We start from the raw sequence: 14,997 nt of genomic DNA on the forward strand, positions 1-14,997 counted from the left end.
ACTCGGCGCACGCACCAGATCGACGTGCTCGGCACCCGCCGGCTGGTCGCCGCGGCGACCGAGGGCGGCGTGGCCCACCTGATCTACGTCTCGATCGTCGGCGTGGACCGGGTGCCCTACGCGCACTACCGGCACAAGCTCGCCGCCGAGCAGGTGGTGGCCGCCGGAGGGGTGCCCTGACGGTGCGGGCCACCCAGTTCCCGCAGTTCCTCGACGGGTCGCTGCGCGCGTCCGGCAAGCCCTGCCCGGTGATCGCCGACCGGGCGGTGGTGGCCCAGCCGGTCGATCCGGGTGAGGTGGCGGACCGGCTGATCGAGCTGCTGCGCGCCGGTCCGCGCGACGGCATCGCGCCGGTGGACTGGTCACCGAGACCCGCCCGACCGGCCGCCGCACCTGGGCGGACTACCTGGCCGACACGTACGGGGGAACGACGGCAAGATGACGCCCGCTCTCGTTCACGTTCGCCCTACCGTCGGCTCATGCTCACGTTCGTCGTCACCTGTCTCCTGTACGTCTGCGGCTTTGTCTTCCTCTACGGGGTGATCCGGCTCGCGGTCCGGCACGCTCTGGAGGACATCGAGGCGCGCCGCGTGCAGGCGGAGCGGGCGGAGGAGATGGCGGCTGCCCGGGACCGGGCGATGCTCCAGGAGCACGGGTTCCTGACCAACGGCTGAGCCGGAGCCTCGGTGACCGGTGCACCCGCGACGGATGCGACGATCGCACCCGTGATGGGAACGTTGCGTACCGAGCCCGCCCGTGGCCGCCCCGAACTGCTGGCCGCGCCGGTCGCCGACGCGCTGGCGCAGTGGCCCGCCGACGCGCCGGTGGACGTCGACGCCGTGCTGGTCGCGCCGATCGACGCCGACCTCGCCGACACCGCCGCCTTCTGCGAGGCGTACCAGGTGGGGCTGGAGGAGTCGGCCAACTGCGTGGTGGTCGCGGGCAAACGGGAGGGCGTCGTCCGGTACGCGGCCTGCGTGGTGCTGGCCACCACTCGGGCCGACGTGAACGGGGTGGCCCGGCGTGCGCTCGACGTACGCAAGGCGAGCTTCGCCCCGATGGCCGACGCGGTGGAGTCGACCGGCATGGAGTACGGCGGCATCACCCCGATCGGGTTGCCGCCGGAGTGGCCGATCCTGGTCGACTCCCGGGTGGTGGCCGCACCGTACGTGGTCATCGGTTCGGGGGTGCGGCACAGCAAGATCGTCCTGCCGGGCCCGGCGCTGGCCGTGTTGCCCGGCGCACGGGTGGTGGAGGGCCTGGCCAAGTCGACCTGATCGTCGAACGGTGTCGATGTGGTTGCACGTGAAACATCGCCACCGTCGATGGGTCAGGAGGCGGCGGCCTCACGCTCCGCGACCTCGTTGAGCGCGGCGAGCAGCGTGGCCGGCTCCTGGGCACCGGAGACCGCGTACTTCCCGGCGAACACGAAGGTCGGCACGCTGGTGATGCCGAGTTGCCGCGCCTCGGTCAGCTCCGCGTCGAGCGTGGCGACGCCCTCGTCGGAGTCGAGGAAGCGGCGGGCCTCCGCACCGTCAAGCCCGACCTCGGTGGCGATCTCGGCGAGCGCCCCCCGGTCACCGATGTCGACGCCGTCGGTGAAGTGGGCCTGGTGCAGGGCGTTCACCGTCTCGGTGCCGCGACCCCGCTCGGTCGCCCAGTCGACCAGTCGGTGCGCCTGGAACGTGTTGGCCGCGATCGCCCGCGAGAAGTTCAGCTCCAGCCCGACGCTCGCGCCGATCTCGCTGACCTGGGCGGCCATCTCCTGAGCCCGCTCCGGACCGCCGAACTTGGCGGCCAGCGCGTCGAGCAGCGGCACCGGCTCGGTCACCGGGGACGGGTCGAGCTGGAAGGGGCGGTGCCGGACGGTGACCTCACCGTCGTACGAGGCGAGAGCCTCCTCCAGTCGGCGCAGGCCGATCCAGCACCAGGGGCAGACCACGTCGGCGTAGATGTCGATCTCCATGCCCGGAGACAACCCGTCGGGACACCGATCTGTTCCCGTACCGGCGTCGGAGTGAGTCGGCCCGCTCCCGGACCTGCCGCAGGGGCAGAGGAGGTCAGCCGGCCTGCTCGCGGACCTGGCGCTTGAGTCGGGCGAGGATGGCGGTGCCGCCGCGTACCCGCAACGGGCTGATCGCCTGCGCCAGACCCATCCGCTGGTACAGGTCGTCCGGGACGGCGAGCACCTGCTCCGGGCTCGCACCGGCCAGCCCCTCGGCGAGGATGCCGGCGAACGCGCGGGTGGTGGGCGCCTCCGGAGGGCAGTCGAACAGGGTGCGAACGGTGCCCTCCGGCGTCACCTCGGCACGCAGGAAGAACGCAGTCTGGCACTCCGGCACCTGCTCCATGCCCTCGTGCCCGGCCTGGTCGGCGGGCAGCGGCGGCACCGCGTCGGAGTACTCCAGCAGCATCTCCAGCACCACGTCGCGGGGCGCGGAGGCGAACTCGTCGACGATCTCCGCCAGCTTGCTCGGCATCTCGGGCATTCCGCCAGGCTACCGGCGACAGGCGCGGCACTGCGGTCGCGTCCGGGTGCGGTCGCGGTCGGTGCTGCGGTTGCGGCCGGAGTGCGGTCGCGCCCACGGTTCCGGCCGCGCGGTCGCGCACGGTCGCGGAGCGCGTGTCGTACACGGTGCTCGGCGAGCGCCGAGTGTTAACCGGGGACCCCTTCTCTACCGCAGGCGTTAGGAAGGTGCCCTTCCTTACACCTGGGGGGCCTGTTCGCTGATCTCGCTGAGGGCGGAGGTGGGGTCGAGCTGCATCGCCAGGTCGCCGAGGGAGACGATGCCGACCAGCTTGCGTTCGTGGTCGCAGACGAGGATGCGGCGGATACCGCGTTCGCGCATCAGAGCGGCGGCCTTCGTGGCGGTGCAGAACTGCTCGATCATCACCACCTCGCGGGTGAGGATCGAGCCGATGGTGGTGGTCGTCGCGCTGGCGTTCTCCGCCACCGCCCGGACCACGATGTCCCGGTCGGTCAGGATGCCGGCCAGCTCGGCACCGTCGGTCACCACCACGTCGCCGATGTCGGCGTCCCGCATCACGCGGGCGGCCTCGTCCAGTGTGGTCTCCGCCGACAGGTAGATCACCTGCTTGGTCATCACGTCGACGACCCGATACTCGGTCATGAGAGCCTCCAGAACACCTTCTGCCGATCGTGATGCGGTACCCGGTTACGTGACTGCTACACCACGTTCCTGCCTACCTCCTCGACGAGACGGTCCGCCAGGTCTTCCACCGGGATCTCGACACGTTCCCCGGTGGACCGGTCGCGCACCTCGACGTACCCGTCGGCCAGGCGGCGGCCGACCACGACGGTGCGCGGGATGCCGATCAGTTCGGCGTCGGTGAACTTCACCCCGGCGGAGACTCCGGCCCGGTCGTCCACCAGCACCCGCAGACCGGCGGCGGCGAGTCGGGCGCCGAGGTCGAGCGCCGCCTCGACCTGCGGACCCTTGCCGGCCGCCACCAGGTGTACGTCGCAGGGCGCGATCGCCGCCGGCCAGACCAGTCCCCGGTCGTCGTGGTGCTGTTCGGCGATCGCCGCCACCGCCCGAGACACCCCGATGCCGTAGCAGCCCATGGTGGGGCGTACCGGCTTGCCCTGCGGCCCGAGGACGTCGACCGCGAAGGCGTCGGTGTAGCGGCGGCCGAGTTGGAAGATGTGTCCGATCTCGATGCCCCGACGCATGGTCAGGCACCCGCCGACGCAGGCGGGACAGGGGTCGCCGGGACGGACGTCGGCGGCCTCGACGGTGCCGCTGGGGGTGAAGTCGCGGCCACAGACCACGTTGACCGCGTGCCGCCCCGGCTCGTTCGCCCCGGTCAGCCAGGCGGTGCCGGGCACCACCCGGGGGTCGACCAGATAGCGGATGCCGAGCTTGTCGAAGACCTGCGGGCCGATGTAACCCCGGACCAGGTCGGGGCGCTCGTCCCAGGCGTCGAAGACGTCCACGGTGGCCGGTGCCAGCACCGCGGCCAGCCGCTTGAGGTCCACCTCTCGGTCACCGGGTACGCCCACGACCAGCAGGTCGGTCTCGTCGACGCTGGGTCGGCGTACGGTCAGCACGACGTTCTTGAGGGTGTCGGCGGCGGTCCAGTCGTCGCGTCCGGCGAGTCGGCGTTCGTTGGCCAGCGCGACCAGGCTGGCGATGGTGGGCGTCTCCGGGGTGTCGTGCACCTCGGCGGGCGGCTGGGCCAGCGGGTCACCGGCCGCCGGTGCGGGCGTCGTCACCGCCTCGGTGTTGGCCGCGTAGTGGCAGTCCGTGCAGCCCACGAAGGTGTCCTCGCCGACCGGCGCGATGGCCAGGAACTCCTCCGAGGCGGAACCGCCCATCGCCCCCGACGTCGCGTGCACCACCGTGTACTCCAGGCCCAGCCGGTCGAAGATCCGCCGGTACGCGTTCCGGTGCCGGTCGTACGCCGCGCGCAGCCCCGCATCGTCCAGGTCGAAGGAGTACGCGTCCTTCATCAGGAACTCGCGTCCGCGCAGCAGCCCGGCGCGCGGGCGGGCCTCGTCGCGGAACTTGGTCTGGATCTGGAACAACGTCACCGGGAAGTCGCGGTACGAGGTGAACAGATCCTTCACCAGCAGCGCGGCCAACTCCTCGTGGGTCGGAGCGAGCAGGTGTTCGGCGCCACGCCGGTCGGCCAGCGTGAAGATGTCGTCGCCGTACTCGGTCCAGCGTCCGCTGGTCCGGTAAGGCTCGGCCGGCAGCAACGCCGGGAAGTGCACCTCCTGGTCGCCGACCGCGGTCATCTCGGCCCGGACGATCGCGGCGACCCGGTCCAGCACCAGCTTGCCCAGCGGCAGCCAGGTGTACCCGCCCGGGGCGGCCCGGCGCAGGTAACCGGCGCGCAGCAGCAGCCGGTGACTCGGCACCTCCGCGTCGGCCGGGTCCTCGCGCAGCGTCCGGATCAGCGTGGTCGACATGCGCAGCAGCATTGCCGCAGCGTACGACCCGGGGTGCGGGACGGCGATCCGATTAGGCGTGCCCGGGGTCCCCGAGCCCGGCCCGGTGGGCGATGACGGCCAGCGCGGTCCGGTCCCGGGCGTCCAGCTTGGTCAGCAGGCGGCTCACGTAGGTGCGGGCGGTGGCCGGGCTGATGAACAGTGCGCGGCCGATCTCGTCGTTGCTCTCGCCCAGCCCGACCCGGGCGAGCACGGCCCGTTCCCGCGCGGTGAGCACGGCCAGCCGAGGGTCCGGCGGTGGCAGCCGGGGAACGGCGGCGAGCTGTTCCATCACCCGGCGGGTGATGGTGGGCGAGAGTAGGTTCCCACCGGCCACGGCGGTGTGCACCGCTCGCCGCAGGTCGTCCGAGCCGGTGTCCTTGAGCAGGTACCCGGCGGCACCGAGGCGGACCGCCTCGACGATGTCCTCGTCGTCGTCGAAGGTGGTGAGGATCAGCACGCGGGTCCCGGTCAGCGTCTCGTCGGCGCGGATCGCGGCGGTGGCCGCCAACCCGTCCAGGATCGGCATCCGGATGTCCATCAGCACCACGTCCGGCCGCAACCGGCGGGCCAGGTGCAGTCCGGTGCGGCCGTCGGCGGCCTCCCCGACGACGTTGATCTGCGGATCGGACTCCAGCAGGGTACGGATTCCGGCGCGGACCAGGTCCTGGTCGTCGACCACGAGCACGGTCGTCACGGCGTACCCGCCAGCGGCAGTTCGGCGCGTACGGCGAAACCGGTGGCCCGGTGCTCGGCGGTGAGTGAGCCGCCCAGGCTCTGCGCCCGTTCCCGCATTCCGGCGATGCCGTGCCCGCCGCCGGTGGCCTGCTCGGTGGTCGGCCGGTCCGCGCCGGAGTCGGTGACCGACACGGTCACCTGCTGTTCGTCCTGCGCGACCAGGATCTCCACCCGGCTGCCCGCCGAGTGCCGGACCACGTTGGTGACCGCCTCCTGGATGATCCGGTACGCGGCGGCCTCCACCGGTGCCGGCAGTGCGGAGCGCAGGTCGACCCGCACGTCGACGTCGAACCCGGCGGCACCGGCCGCCCCGGTCACCGCGTCGAGGTGCGCCAGCGAGACCACCGTCCGGGGCGGCTCGTCGTCGCGGCGCAGCAGCGCCACCGTGCGCCGCAGGTCGTCCATGCTCCGGCGGGCGGTGGCGCGGATCAGCTCCAGGGCCGACCGGGCGGCCTCCTCGTCGCGGCCCAACGCCTCCCGGGCCACGTCGGCGTGCAACGCGATCACCGAGGTGGTGTGACCGAGCGAGTCGTGCAGGTCCCGGGCGACCGCGATCCGCTCAGCCTGCACACGGGCGTCCGCCTCCTGCCGGTAACGCTCCTCGGTCAACTCGGCGATCCGTCGCGCGTCGACCTGCACGGTCCGCCGGGACCGCAGGCTGTCGCCGAGCGCGATCGCCGCGCCCATCAGCAGTACGTGACCGGCCAGCTCGTAGCCGACGACGAAGGAGAAGTTCTGTCCCTCGGCGAGGCGGACGACCACGGACACGACGACCACCACCACGGCACCGGTGATCGAGGCGGCGAGGCGGCCCTGCTCGGCGGCGGAGAAGAGGGCGGCGGCGACCGGCACGGCCAGACCGACCGCCGGGTAACCGGCGGCGTAGTAGGCGAACAGGCCGAGCACCGTGACGGCGAGCACCACCACCGGGTAGCGGCGGCGGGCCAGCATCAGCGCGCCGAGACCGACCGCCCACAGGTACGCGATCCGGTCCGGCTCCTGCCGGCCGCCCTCGTTGGCGGTGATCACCACCGAGACGACGGCGGTGACGCCCACGCCGAGGAGCGCGTCGGTGAGCCAGGGCCGGACCTGGCGTACCGCAGGCTGGCTCGGCTGACCGCTCACCGGCCCAGCGTACGGCGCGGATGGGCGGCGTCGGAGTCGTCGGATGGCGACGTCCGGGGTCGCCTCCCGACGTACCGCGATCGGGTCCGTCTGCGGATGGCGGGCGGCCCGGCCGTCCCTAGCGTTGCCGGCATGACCACCACCTCCCCGCACCGCTCCGCACTCGGCCTGCCGCTGCTCGCCCTGGTCGGGTTGGCGCTGCTCGGGCTGCCCCGGGTGGTGCTGCACGACCTGGGGCTGGTGCACGAGCGCACCTTCGTCAACCTGCTGCTGGTGGTCGTACCGCCGGTCGTGTGGATCACGGTGGCGTTGGTGCGGCGGGTACCCAACCCGTTCCTGACCCTGCTCGTGGTCGGTCTCTGCCACGGCGTCCTGCTGGCGGTCGCCCACCAACTCCTCTGGGACGTCGCCTTCGACGAACCGCCGACGCTCGGCGGCAACCTCACCGGCCTGGCCCCGGGTGCCCAGACGGTCGTCGTCCGGTTCTCCGCCACCATCAGCAGCGTCTTCACCGGCGTCATCGTGGGCGTGGTGACCGGCCTCGTCGCCTGGGCGATGAGTCGGGTACGCCCCTGACCGGTGCGGATCGGCGGATCTCCACACCGGGCCCGTCGCCGGGCGACGGTCTGGGCGAGGATGGGGTCATGATGCGGGCGCCGGGCGGACTGTTGCTGGATTTCGGGGGCGTGCTGGCGGACGCACCGGGGAACGGGTGGGCGTCGCCGGAGGTCGTCCGGCGGATGTCCGAAGTGATCGACGGTGCCCTGCCGGACGAGCGGATCGCGGCCGACCTCACCTCGGGCGCGCGGGCGTACGGGCGGTGGCGGGACGAGACCGGTGTCTCGGCCGAGCCGGTCGAGTTGACGCACGGCCAGGTGTGGGCGGACTTCGTCACCCACACCTGGCCCGAACCGGCCCGGGCCGCCGTCGCGCGGCAGGCCACCCCGCTGGCGTACGCGTCGACGTGGCGCACCGAGTGGCAGGTCCGGCCCGGCATCCCCGAGGCGTTGACGGCGGCTGCCGAGGCGGGCGTGCCGATGGCCGTGGTCAGCAACGCGCTCTGCGGTGCCGCCCACCGTGACTTCCTGGCCGCCGCCGGGCTGTCCGGCCGGTTCGTCGCCGAGTTCTACAGCGACGAGACGGGGCTGCGGAAGCCGAACCCGCGCTTCGCCGAGTTGGCCGCCGACGCCATCGGCGTACCGGTGAACCGGTGTTGGTTCGTCGGCGACAGCCTGCACCGGGACGTGGCCTGCGCCCGGCGGGCCGGTGTCGGGGCGGCGGTCCTGATGCGCTCGCCGCGCACCGACCGCGAGCCCGACGCGCCCGAGTTGGCACCGGACGCCTGGATCGAGGACGGTCACGGGCTACTCGACCTGCTGCGCGGCAGCGGCGACGCGGGATTCTAGCCAGCGCTGCACCGGGTGCCGCCTCCTTGCCGGAACCGTCGTCGTCGCCTTCCGTCCCGGCCTACCGTCCGGGGGGAGCGGTCGGTGATCGAGGGCGAGGAGCGGGGCCTTGTTCGATGACGTGCGGCAGATCGACGCGGGTGTGCTGAACGTGGGCTACGTCGACGCCGGACCGCCGGACGGGCCGGTCGTCCTGCTGCTGCACGGCTGGCCGTACGACATCCACAGCTTCGCCGACGTGGTGCCGCTGCTCACCGACGCCGGTCACCGGGTGCTCGTGCCACATCTGCGCGGCTACGGCACGACAAGCTTCCGCTCGCCCGACGCCGTCCGCAACGGCGAACCGGCGGCCATGGCCTGCGACGCGGTCGCCTTCCTGGACGCCCTCGACGTGCCGCAGGCGACGGTGGCCGGGTTCGACTGGGGTGCCCGCACCGCCGACATCCTGGCCGTCCTCTGGCCGGACCGCTGTGCCGGGCTGGTCGCGGTCAGCGGCTACCTGATCGACGGCCAGGAGTCGGGCAAGGCACCCTTGCCCCCCGAGGCTGAGCACGCCTGGTGGTACCAGTTCTACTTCGCCACCGACCGGGGCCGTCAGGGGTACGAACGCAATCTGCGGGACTTCGCCAAGCTGATCTGGCGGACGGCGTCCCCGCAGTGGGACTTCGACGATGCGACGTTCGACCGGAGCGCGGCCTCCCTCGACAACCCCGACCACGTCGACATCGTGATCCACAACTACCGCTGGCGGATGGGCCTGGCCGACGGCGAGCCGCAGTACGCCGACCTGGAGGACCGACTGGCCGACAAGCCCGCCGTCACGGTGCCCACCATCAGCCTCGAAGGCGACGCCAACGGCGCACCCCACCTGGAACCCGGGGTGTACGCCAAGCAGTTCACCGGCCCGTACGAGCACCGCACGATCAGCGGCGGCATCGGGCACAACCTGCCGCAGGAAGCGCCGAGGGCCTTCGCTGACGCGATCATTCAGGTGACGTCGCTGACCTGATGCTCCGCTGGTCCGGCTGGGCTGGCGTTGCCGACCTGCGGCCCGGTCGTTGCCGTCCAGGTCAGGGACGCTTGGCCTCGATGACGAACGCGCGCCAGGCGGACGGGTTGAAGACGAGCGCCGGGCCGGTCACGTCCTTGCTGTCCCGCACGCCGACGACGCCGGGCAGGTTGGCGGCGACCTCGACGCACTCACCGCTGCCGCTGCGGGTGGACTTGCGCCAGTCTGCGCCAGTCAGATCGTGGACCATGACTCCATCACTTCCTTCATCAGCAGCTCTGACTGTCCCTTCGGGAGGGCTACGCTACGGACGCTCTCCCACCTCGTGAGCAGCGTAGCGATTTCCTCGTCCCTGTCGATGGTCGTGCCGCCGACATGGTTCTCCAGGTGTCCGAGCCAATCACCATCGGCGCCTCGGGCCAGAGTGAGCGGGCTGATGAGCCCCACATGCACGCTCACCTCGGCTGGAATCAGATGCACCAGCACGCCACCACGCTTGACGCATTCGAGCAGGTGACCGATCTGCTGAGTCATGATGCCTCGGAATCCCTCGTCGGCCCGGTGCAGCGTGGTCTCCTCGATCACCGCGACGAGGATCGGCGGGTCCGGTCGGGTCAGGATCGCCTGCCGATCCATTCGTACCGCCAACCGCCGTTCGACCTCTTCGTCGCTGAGCATGTCGTCGGACTGGATCACCGCGCGGGCGTAGTGCTCGGTCTGGAGCAGGCCGGGGATCAGCGTCGGGTGGTAGCAGCGCAACTGCCGCGCGCTCCGCTCGGCGTCCAGCCAGGGGCGTAGCCAGTTCGGCTGGCCGTGCAGCTCGGCGATGCGCAGCAGCCCCGACAGCAGGCCGTCGCTGTTCAACACCTCGTCGGCCCGCTTGAGGAAGAGCCGGTCGAACGGCCGTTGCCCCAGCTCGATCGCGGAGATCTGCGAGCCGGAGAAGTGCACCAACTTGCCGAAATCCTCCTGGGTCAGGTCGGCGGAGAGTCGCAGCCTGCGCAACTGTGCCCGGATCAGTTCGGAGGTCGGCTCGGATTCCACGCTGCCTCCACGAATTCTCGGTTGCTCAGATGGATGCCCGGCCCGGCGTCACCATCGCCACAGCCGGTGTCGATGCTGTCCGACAGTAGTCGTCCGGTCAGCAGACTGTCACCCGGCGGCCCTGCTCCCATCCACCGGGGACGGGGTGGGACTGCACCGGGGCCGTCCCGACACCTCCCCGTGCCGGGGCGGCCCCACCCGACGTCCGGCCGCCCGAGGCCGTGGTGTCGGCGGCTCCACCGATGTCCGGCTCTCCGATGCCGTGGCGTCGGCGACCAGTTCCGACGTTCGGCAGCCCCGGTGCCGTGGTCGGCAACCCTTTCCGCCCGACATGCCGTGGGGCGGTCTCATCCGGAGGCGGAGGTCGAGATGTCCCACCCGAAGTCGTACCCGGTGCCGCGTCGTGGCCCGGCGGCCGAGCGGCCCCGGCAGCACCCGATGTCCGGCCCGCAGCATCTGCCGCTGCGCCCGCTCTGGCTGTGTCGGGCCTGCGGGCACTCGTGGCCCTGCGCCGAGGCGCGGTTGCTGCTCCGTGTCGAGTACGACGACCGCTGGCTCGACCTGGCCGTCTACCTGTCCGGGCTGTACTTCGAGGCGACACACGACCTGTTCCGGCTCGACCCGGACGGCGGGCCGACGCCGCCTGAGCTGTTCGCCCGGTTCGTGGCCTGGGGGCCGTATCGTCGCTCGGCGGTCGACCCGCCGCGCGCCTGCACCGGCCGCTGCCGCCTGCCCGCCGAGTCGCCGGACGGATGACGTCTGCCACGTTCGGCGATCGCGGGGCAGACCGGTGAATGCGACCGGTGCCAGACTCCCAGGTGTTAGGAGGGGACCCCTGCTATACCGCAGACGTTAATAAGGTGCCCTTCCGTGCTGGCAGCCTTTTACACCGGCAGCCTTACCCGCAGCTTCGAGGAGTGAGCAGTGCGCTGGCGCAGTTACGTCGCGGTCGGGGACAGCTTCACCGAGGGTCTGGACGACGCCTACCCGGACGGCACGTTCCGGGGCTGGGCCGACCTGGTGGCCACCCGGCTGGCCGCCGAGGCCGGGCCCGAGTTCCGGTACGCCAACCTGGCCATCCGTGGCCGACTCTTCCCGCACGTGGTGGCCGAACAGGTGCCGTCCGCGCTGGCGATGAAGCCCGACCTGATCAGCTTCGCCGCCGGTGGCAACGACGTGCTGCGGCGCAACTTCGACCCGGCCGCGCTGGTCGGCCGCTTCGACTCGGTCGTCGGCGAACTGCGCTCGGGCGGTGCCGACGTGGTGCTGTTCCGGTTCGCCGACGTGATGGCCCGACTGCCGGGGCAGCGGCTGATCGCACCCCGGATCGAGTTGCTCAACCGTGCCGTCGGGGAGACCGCCGAGCGGCACGGCGCGATCCTGGTCGACCTGTACGCCGACGACACGTACCTCAACCCGCTGCTCTGGAGCACCGACCGGCTGCACCTGTCGCCGGCCGGACACCGCCGGGTCGCCGCCCAGGTGCTCGGTGCGCTGGGCGTCGGCTGTGACGAGGAGTGGCTGCTCGTACCGCCGAGGCCGACGCCGAGCCCGTGGCTGGCCGCCCGTACCGCCGACCTGCGCTGGGCCGGTCAACACCTGGCGCCCTGGCTCAAGCGTCGCCTCACCGGCCGCTCCTCCGGCGACACCCGCACCGCGAAACGCCCCACCCTCAGCCCTCTCCCCGACTGACCCGGGCGCTCCAGGCGGTGCCGCCGCTCGCTGCACGTTGTAAGGAGGGGTCCCCTGCTATACCGGAGGCGTTAGCAGGGGACCCCTCCTTACACACAACCCCGCGCGGACGCGGCTGCTCGGCGTACCTTGGGGCTCATGTCTGTGCCCAGTGATCCCGATCCCCGACTCCAGTCGTACGCGGACCCGCAGCGACTGGTGACCACCGAATGGCTGGCGGAGCACCTCGGCGACGAGGGTCTCGTCGTGGTCGAGTCCGACGAGGACGTGCTGCTCTACGACACCGGCCACATCCCCGGCGCCGTGAAGGTCGACTGGCACCTGGAGCTGAACGACCAGGTGACCCGCGACTACCTGGACGCCGAGCGGTTCGCCGAGTTGTGCGCGGCCAAGGGCATCGGTCGTGACGACACGGTCGTCTTCTACGGTGACAACTTCAACTGGTGGGCCGCGTACGCCCTCTGGGTCTTCACCCTCTTCGGTCACCACGACGTGCGGCTGCTCGACGGCGGTCGGCAGAAGTGGATCGCCGAGGGGCGGGAGCTGACCCGGGACAGGCCGGTCCGGCCGAGGGCGGAGTACCCGGTGCCGCAGCGCGACGACGCGCCGGTGCGGGCGTTCCGGGAGGACGTCTCGGCGCACGTCGCCGCCGACCGGCCGCTGGTGGACGTGCGGTCGCCGGGGGAGTACACCGGCGAGATGCTGCACATGCCGGACTATCCGCAGGAGGGCGCGCTGCGCGGCGGGCACATACCGGGTGCGGTGAGCAAGCCGTGGAAGTCCGCCGCCAACGAGGACGGCACGTTCAAGTCGGCCGACGAGTTGCGCACGATCTACGCCGACCAGCTCGGGTTGAGCCCGGACGACGACGTGATCGCGTACTGCCGGATCGGCGAGCGGTCCAGCCACACCTGGTTCGTGCTGCGGCACCTGCTGGGATACCCGCGCGTGCGCAACTACGACGGCTCGTGGACCGAGTGGGGCAACCTGGTCCGGGCTCCCGTCGTCAAGGGCCCCGACCCGAGGTGAGCCGCCCACCGGGATGATCAAGAAGTTTGGTGGCTCCCACCGTCCGATCCTGACCGGAACTTCTTGATCGACTTGGCGATCGGGGTGCCCGCCGCCGGGATCAGTCCGGCGTCGGGTCGCGCAGGTAGCGCTGGATGGTGGGGGCCAGCCAGGCGACCAGTTCGGCGGGCTCGAAGTCGACCATGGGGGGCAGGTGCAGGACGTACCGGGTCAGGGCCACGCCGAGTAGCTGGCTGGCGACCAGGCCGGCTCGGTGGGGGGCTTCCGTCGGGTCGACGACCACCCGGGACACGGCCGTGCCGAGCTGGGTGGCGAAGATGTCGCGTACCCGCTCGGCACCGCTCGGGTTGGTGCTGGCCGTGCGCAGCAGCGCCGGCAGCGTGGTGTCCCCCTCCCAACGGGTGAAGAAGTAACCGACCAGCGTCTCGCCGAGGCGGTCGGCCGGTGTGCCGCTCAGGTCCGGTAGCCGCAGGTCGAACTCGGCCGCCGCCGCGAACAGGCCCTCCTTGCTGCCGTAGTAGCGCATCACCATGGACGGGTCGATGCGCGCGTCGGCGGCGATGGCCCGGATCGTCGCCCGGTCGTAGCCGTCGGCCGCGAAACGCTCGCGGGCGGCCCGCAGGATGGCCGCGCGGGTCGCGTCCGCGTTGCGCGGGCGCCCGCCGGGTGCCGGCTGTTCTTGCGGTACGCCTTCCGTCATGTGCACGACGCTATGCCAACACGTGTTGACTTCTCCGTTCGGGGGCGCCTAGCGTTGCCAACAAGTGTTTGCCAACAGTTGTTGGCAAGCGGATCGGGGGAGGTCGTCATGCTGCCCGGAACCACGGACGTCCTGATCGTCGGAGCCGGTCCGACCGGCCTGACCGCCGCGCTCACGCTGGCTCGCCGGGGAGTCGAGGTCACCCTTATCGATCAGCGGGAGGAACCGGCGGTGACCTCACGGGCGGCGGTCGTGCACGCGTACACGTTGGAGATGCTGGACCGGGTCGGCGCGGGCGCGCCGCTGGTCGCGCGCGGGCTGCCGTCGGCCCGGTTCAGCGCCCGCGACCGGGACCGGGTGCTGGTCACCGTGCCGTTCGACCGGCTGCCCAGCCGCCACCGGTACGCGCTGATGGTGTCCCAGTCGGTCACCGAACAGGTGCTCACCGAACGGCTGACCGAGGCGGGCGGGCGGGTGCTGCGGCCGTACCGGCTGACCGGGCTGCGTCAGGACGCCGACGGCGTGGCGGCGCAGTTCGGTGACGCGATCGTCCGGGCGCGCTGGGTCGTCGGTGCCGACGGCATCCACAGCACCGTCCGCGAGTCGGCCGGCATCCCCTTCACCGGCCCGGACGGGTCGGCGGAGTCGTTCGTCCTGGCCGACGTACGCCTGGACAGCGTGCTGCCCCGCGACGGCGCGTCGGTCTTCCTCGCCCGGGGCGGACCGCTGGTCTGGGCGCCGCTGCCCGACGACCGGGTGCGGCTGGTCGCCACCGTGACCGACCCGCCCGCCGAGCCGGACCTGCCCTACCTGCAACGACTGCTCGACGAGCGCGGTCTGCGCCGTCGGCCGGACCAGGTCCGGGAGGTCCTCTGGTCCTCGCGCTTCCGGCTGCACCGACGGGTCGCGGAGACCTTCCGCACGGGTCGGGTACTACTCGCCGGGGACGCCGGGCACGTGCACAGCCCGGCCGGTGGGCAGGGCATGAACCTCGGCATCTGCGACGCCGTCGACCTCGGCGAGACCCTGTCGGCGGTGCTGGGCGGGGAGCCCGACTCCCTGCTGGACGAGTACGCGGCCCGGCGTCGCCCCCTCGCCCACGAGGTGGCCGGCTTCGCCGACCGGCTGACCCGGCTCGCCACCGTGCCGTCCGCTGCACGTCCCGCCCGGGACGCGCTGCTGCGCCTGCTCGCGGCGCTGCCACCGGTCCGCCGCCGGATCGCCCTACGGCTGTCCGGACTCAGCCAACGCGCGTCCGATAGGGTGGCGCACCCGGCGAGGTCTCGCTGAGGAATCGGGC

At 72.0% G+C, this 14,997-nt stretch carries 19 protein-coding genes; 10 read left to right on the top strand and 9 right to left on the bottom strand.

What is annotated here, in order from left to right:
• Positions 1-24 precede the first annotated feature (24 nt).
• From ACIBMZ_RS21380 to ACIBMZ_RS21390, 3 genes are all read left to right on the top strand, one after another.
• Complete coding sequence (locus tag ACIBMZ_RS21380; protein ID WP_396696373.1) at positions 25-180, top strand: hypothetical protein; 156 nt, start codon at positions 25-27, stop codon at positions 178-180.
• Positions 181-479: 299 nt separating this feature from the next.
• The gene (locus ACIBMZ_RS21385; protein ID WP_396696646.1) at positions 480-674 is read left to right on the top strand and encodes a hypothetical protein; all 195 of its coding nucleotides are present in this window, start codon (positions 480-482) and stop codon (positions 672-674) included.
• Between the two features lie 54 nt (positions 675-728).
• Complete coding sequence (locus ACIBMZ_RS21390; RefSeq protein WP_396696648.1) at positions 729-1,277, top strand: YbaK/EbsC family protein; 549 nt, start codon at positions 729-731, stop codon at positions 1,275-1,277.
• Between the two features lie 53 nt (positions 1,278-1,330).
• Here ACIBMZ_RS21390 and ACIBMZ_RS21395 read toward each other — a convergent pair whose 3' ends face one another.
• From ACIBMZ_RS21395 to ACIBMZ_RS21420, 6 genes are all read right to left on the bottom strand, one after another.
• Positions 1,331-1,966 carry a DsbA family oxidoreductase gene (locus ACIBMZ_RS21395; RefSeq protein WP_396696375.1) on the bottom strand — a complete coding sequence of 212 codons (636 nt, stop codon included), beginning with the start codon at positions 1,964-1,966 and terminating at the stop codon, positions 1,331-1,333.
• Positions 1,967-2,060: 94 nt separating this feature from the next.
• Positions 2,061-2,489, bottom strand: coding sequence for a SufE family protein (locus ACIBMZ_RS21400; RefSeq protein ID WP_396696377.1), 429 nt, complete (start codon positions 2,487-2,489; stop codon positions 2,061-2,063).
• A 216-nt stretch (positions 2,490-2,705) separates the two neighbouring features.
• Positions 2,706-3,131 (bottom strand): CBS domain-containing protein, encoded by a 426-nt coding sequence (locus ACIBMZ_RS21405; RefSeq protein ID WP_396696379.1) that lies wholly within the window; start codon positions 3,129-3,131, stop codon positions 2,706-2,708.
• A 56-nt stretch (positions 3,132-3,187) separates the two neighbouring features.
• Positions 3,188-4,948 (bottom strand): proline--tRNA ligase, encoded by a 1,761-nt coding sequence (locus ACIBMZ_RS21410; protein ID WP_396696381.1) that lies wholly within the window; start codon positions 4,946-4,948, stop codon positions 3,188-3,190.
• 40 nt (positions 4,949-4,988) lie between these two features.
• The gene (locus ACIBMZ_RS21415; protein WP_396696383.1) at positions 4,989-5,651 is read right to left on the bottom strand and encodes a response regulator; all 663 of its coding nucleotides are present in this window, start codon (positions 5,649-5,651) and stop codon (positions 4,989-4,991) included.
• Positions 5,648-6,817: a sensor histidine kinase gene (locus tag ACIBMZ_RS21420; protein WP_396696385.1), complete on the bottom strand. Its 1,170-nt coding sequence runs from the start codon at positions 6,815-6,817 to the stop codon at positions 5,648-5,650. Before ACIBMZ_RS21420 ends, ACIBMZ_RS21415 begins: the two co-directional genes overlap by 4 nt.
• Before the next feature lie 132 nt (positions 6,818-6,949).
• Here ACIBMZ_RS21420 and ACIBMZ_RS21425 point away from each other — a divergent pair, with 132 nt between their 5' ends.
• The 3 genes from ACIBMZ_RS21425 (at position 6,950) to ACIBMZ_RS21435 (ending at position 9,232) form a co-directional block, all read left to right on the top strand.
• Complete coding sequence (locus tag ACIBMZ_RS21425; protein WP_396696387.1) at positions 6,950-7,393, top strand: hypothetical protein; 444 nt, start codon at positions 6,950-6,952, stop codon at positions 7,391-7,393.
• Between the two features lie 68 nt (positions 7,394-7,461).
• Entirely contained in the window at positions 7,462-8,223 is a 762-nt protein-coding gene (locus tag ACIBMZ_RS21430; protein ID WP_396696389.1) for an HAD family hydrolase, read from the top strand.
• Positions 8,224-8,332: 109 nt separating this feature from the next.
• Positions 8,333-9,232 (top strand): alpha/beta fold hydrolase, encoded by a 900-nt coding sequence (locus tag ACIBMZ_RS21435; RefSeq protein WP_396696391.1) that lies wholly within the window; start codon positions 8,333-8,335, stop codon positions 9,230-9,232.
• Positions 9,233-9,293: 61 nt separating this feature from the next.
• On the opposite strand, the gene ACIBMZ_RS21440 is transcribed toward ACIBMZ_RS21435, so the two are convergent.
• Positions 9,294-9,482 carry a DUF397 domain-containing protein gene (locus tag ACIBMZ_RS21440; RefSeq protein WP_396696393.1) on the bottom strand — a complete coding sequence of 63 codons (189 nt, stop codon included), beginning with the start codon at positions 9,480-9,482 and terminating at the stop codon, positions 9,294-9,296.
• Positions 9,467-10,276 (bottom strand): helix-turn-helix transcriptional regulator, encoded by an 810-nt coding sequence (locus ACIBMZ_RS21445; RefSeq protein WP_396696395.1) that lies wholly within the window; start codon positions 10,274-10,276, stop codon positions 9,467-9,469. The genes ACIBMZ_RS21440 and ACIBMZ_RS21445 overlap by 16 nt, the downstream gene beginning before the upstream one ends.
• A gap of 369 nt (positions 10,277-10,645) precedes the next feature.
• On the opposite strand from ACIBMZ_RS21445, the gene ACIBMZ_RS21450 reads away from it, so the two are divergent.
• The 3 genes from ACIBMZ_RS21450 to ACIBMZ_RS21460 all read left to right on the top strand — a co-directional run bounded on the left by ACIBMZ_RS21450 (position 10,646) and on the right by ACIBMZ_RS21460 (position 12,997).
• Positions 10,646-11,032 (top strand): hypothetical protein, encoded by a 387-nt coding sequence (locus ACIBMZ_RS21450; protein ID WP_396696397.1) that lies wholly within the window; start codon positions 10,646-10,648, stop codon positions 11,030-11,032.
• Between the two features lie 168 nt (positions 11,033-11,200).
• Positions 11,201-11,968, top strand: coding sequence for an SGNH/GDSL hydrolase family protein (locus ACIBMZ_RS21455; RefSeq protein ID WP_396696399.1), 768 nt, complete (start codon positions 11,201-11,203; stop codon positions 11,966-11,968).
• 138 nt (positions 11,969-12,106) lie between these two features.
• Entirely contained in the window at positions 12,107-12,997 is an 891-nt protein-coding gene (locus ACIBMZ_RS21460) for a sulfurtransferase (protein ID WP_396696401.1), read from the top strand.
• Between the two features lie 100 nt (positions 12,998-13,097).
• On the opposite strand, the gene ACIBMZ_RS21465 is transcribed toward ACIBMZ_RS21460, so the two are convergent.
• Complete coding sequence (locus ACIBMZ_RS21465; RefSeq protein WP_396696403.1) at positions 13,098-13,697, bottom strand: TetR family transcriptional regulator; 600 nt, start codon at positions 13,695-13,697, stop codon at positions 13,098-13,100.
• 108 nt (positions 13,698-13,805) lie between these two features.
• On the opposite strand from ACIBMZ_RS21465, the gene ACIBMZ_RS21470 reads away from it, so the two are divergent.
• A complete protein-coding gene (locus ACIBMZ_RS21470) occupies positions 13,806-14,987 on the top strand; it encodes an FAD-dependent oxidoreductase (RefSeq protein ID WP_396696405.1) in 1,182 nt (393 codons plus the stop codon).
• The last annotated feature ends 10 nt before the right edge of the window (positions 14,988-14,997 follow it).

Source organism: Micromonospora sp. NPDC049900 (assembly GCF_044461025.1).
Lineage (GTDB): Bacteria > Actinomycetota > Actinomycetes > Mycobacteriales > Micromonosporaceae > Micromonospora.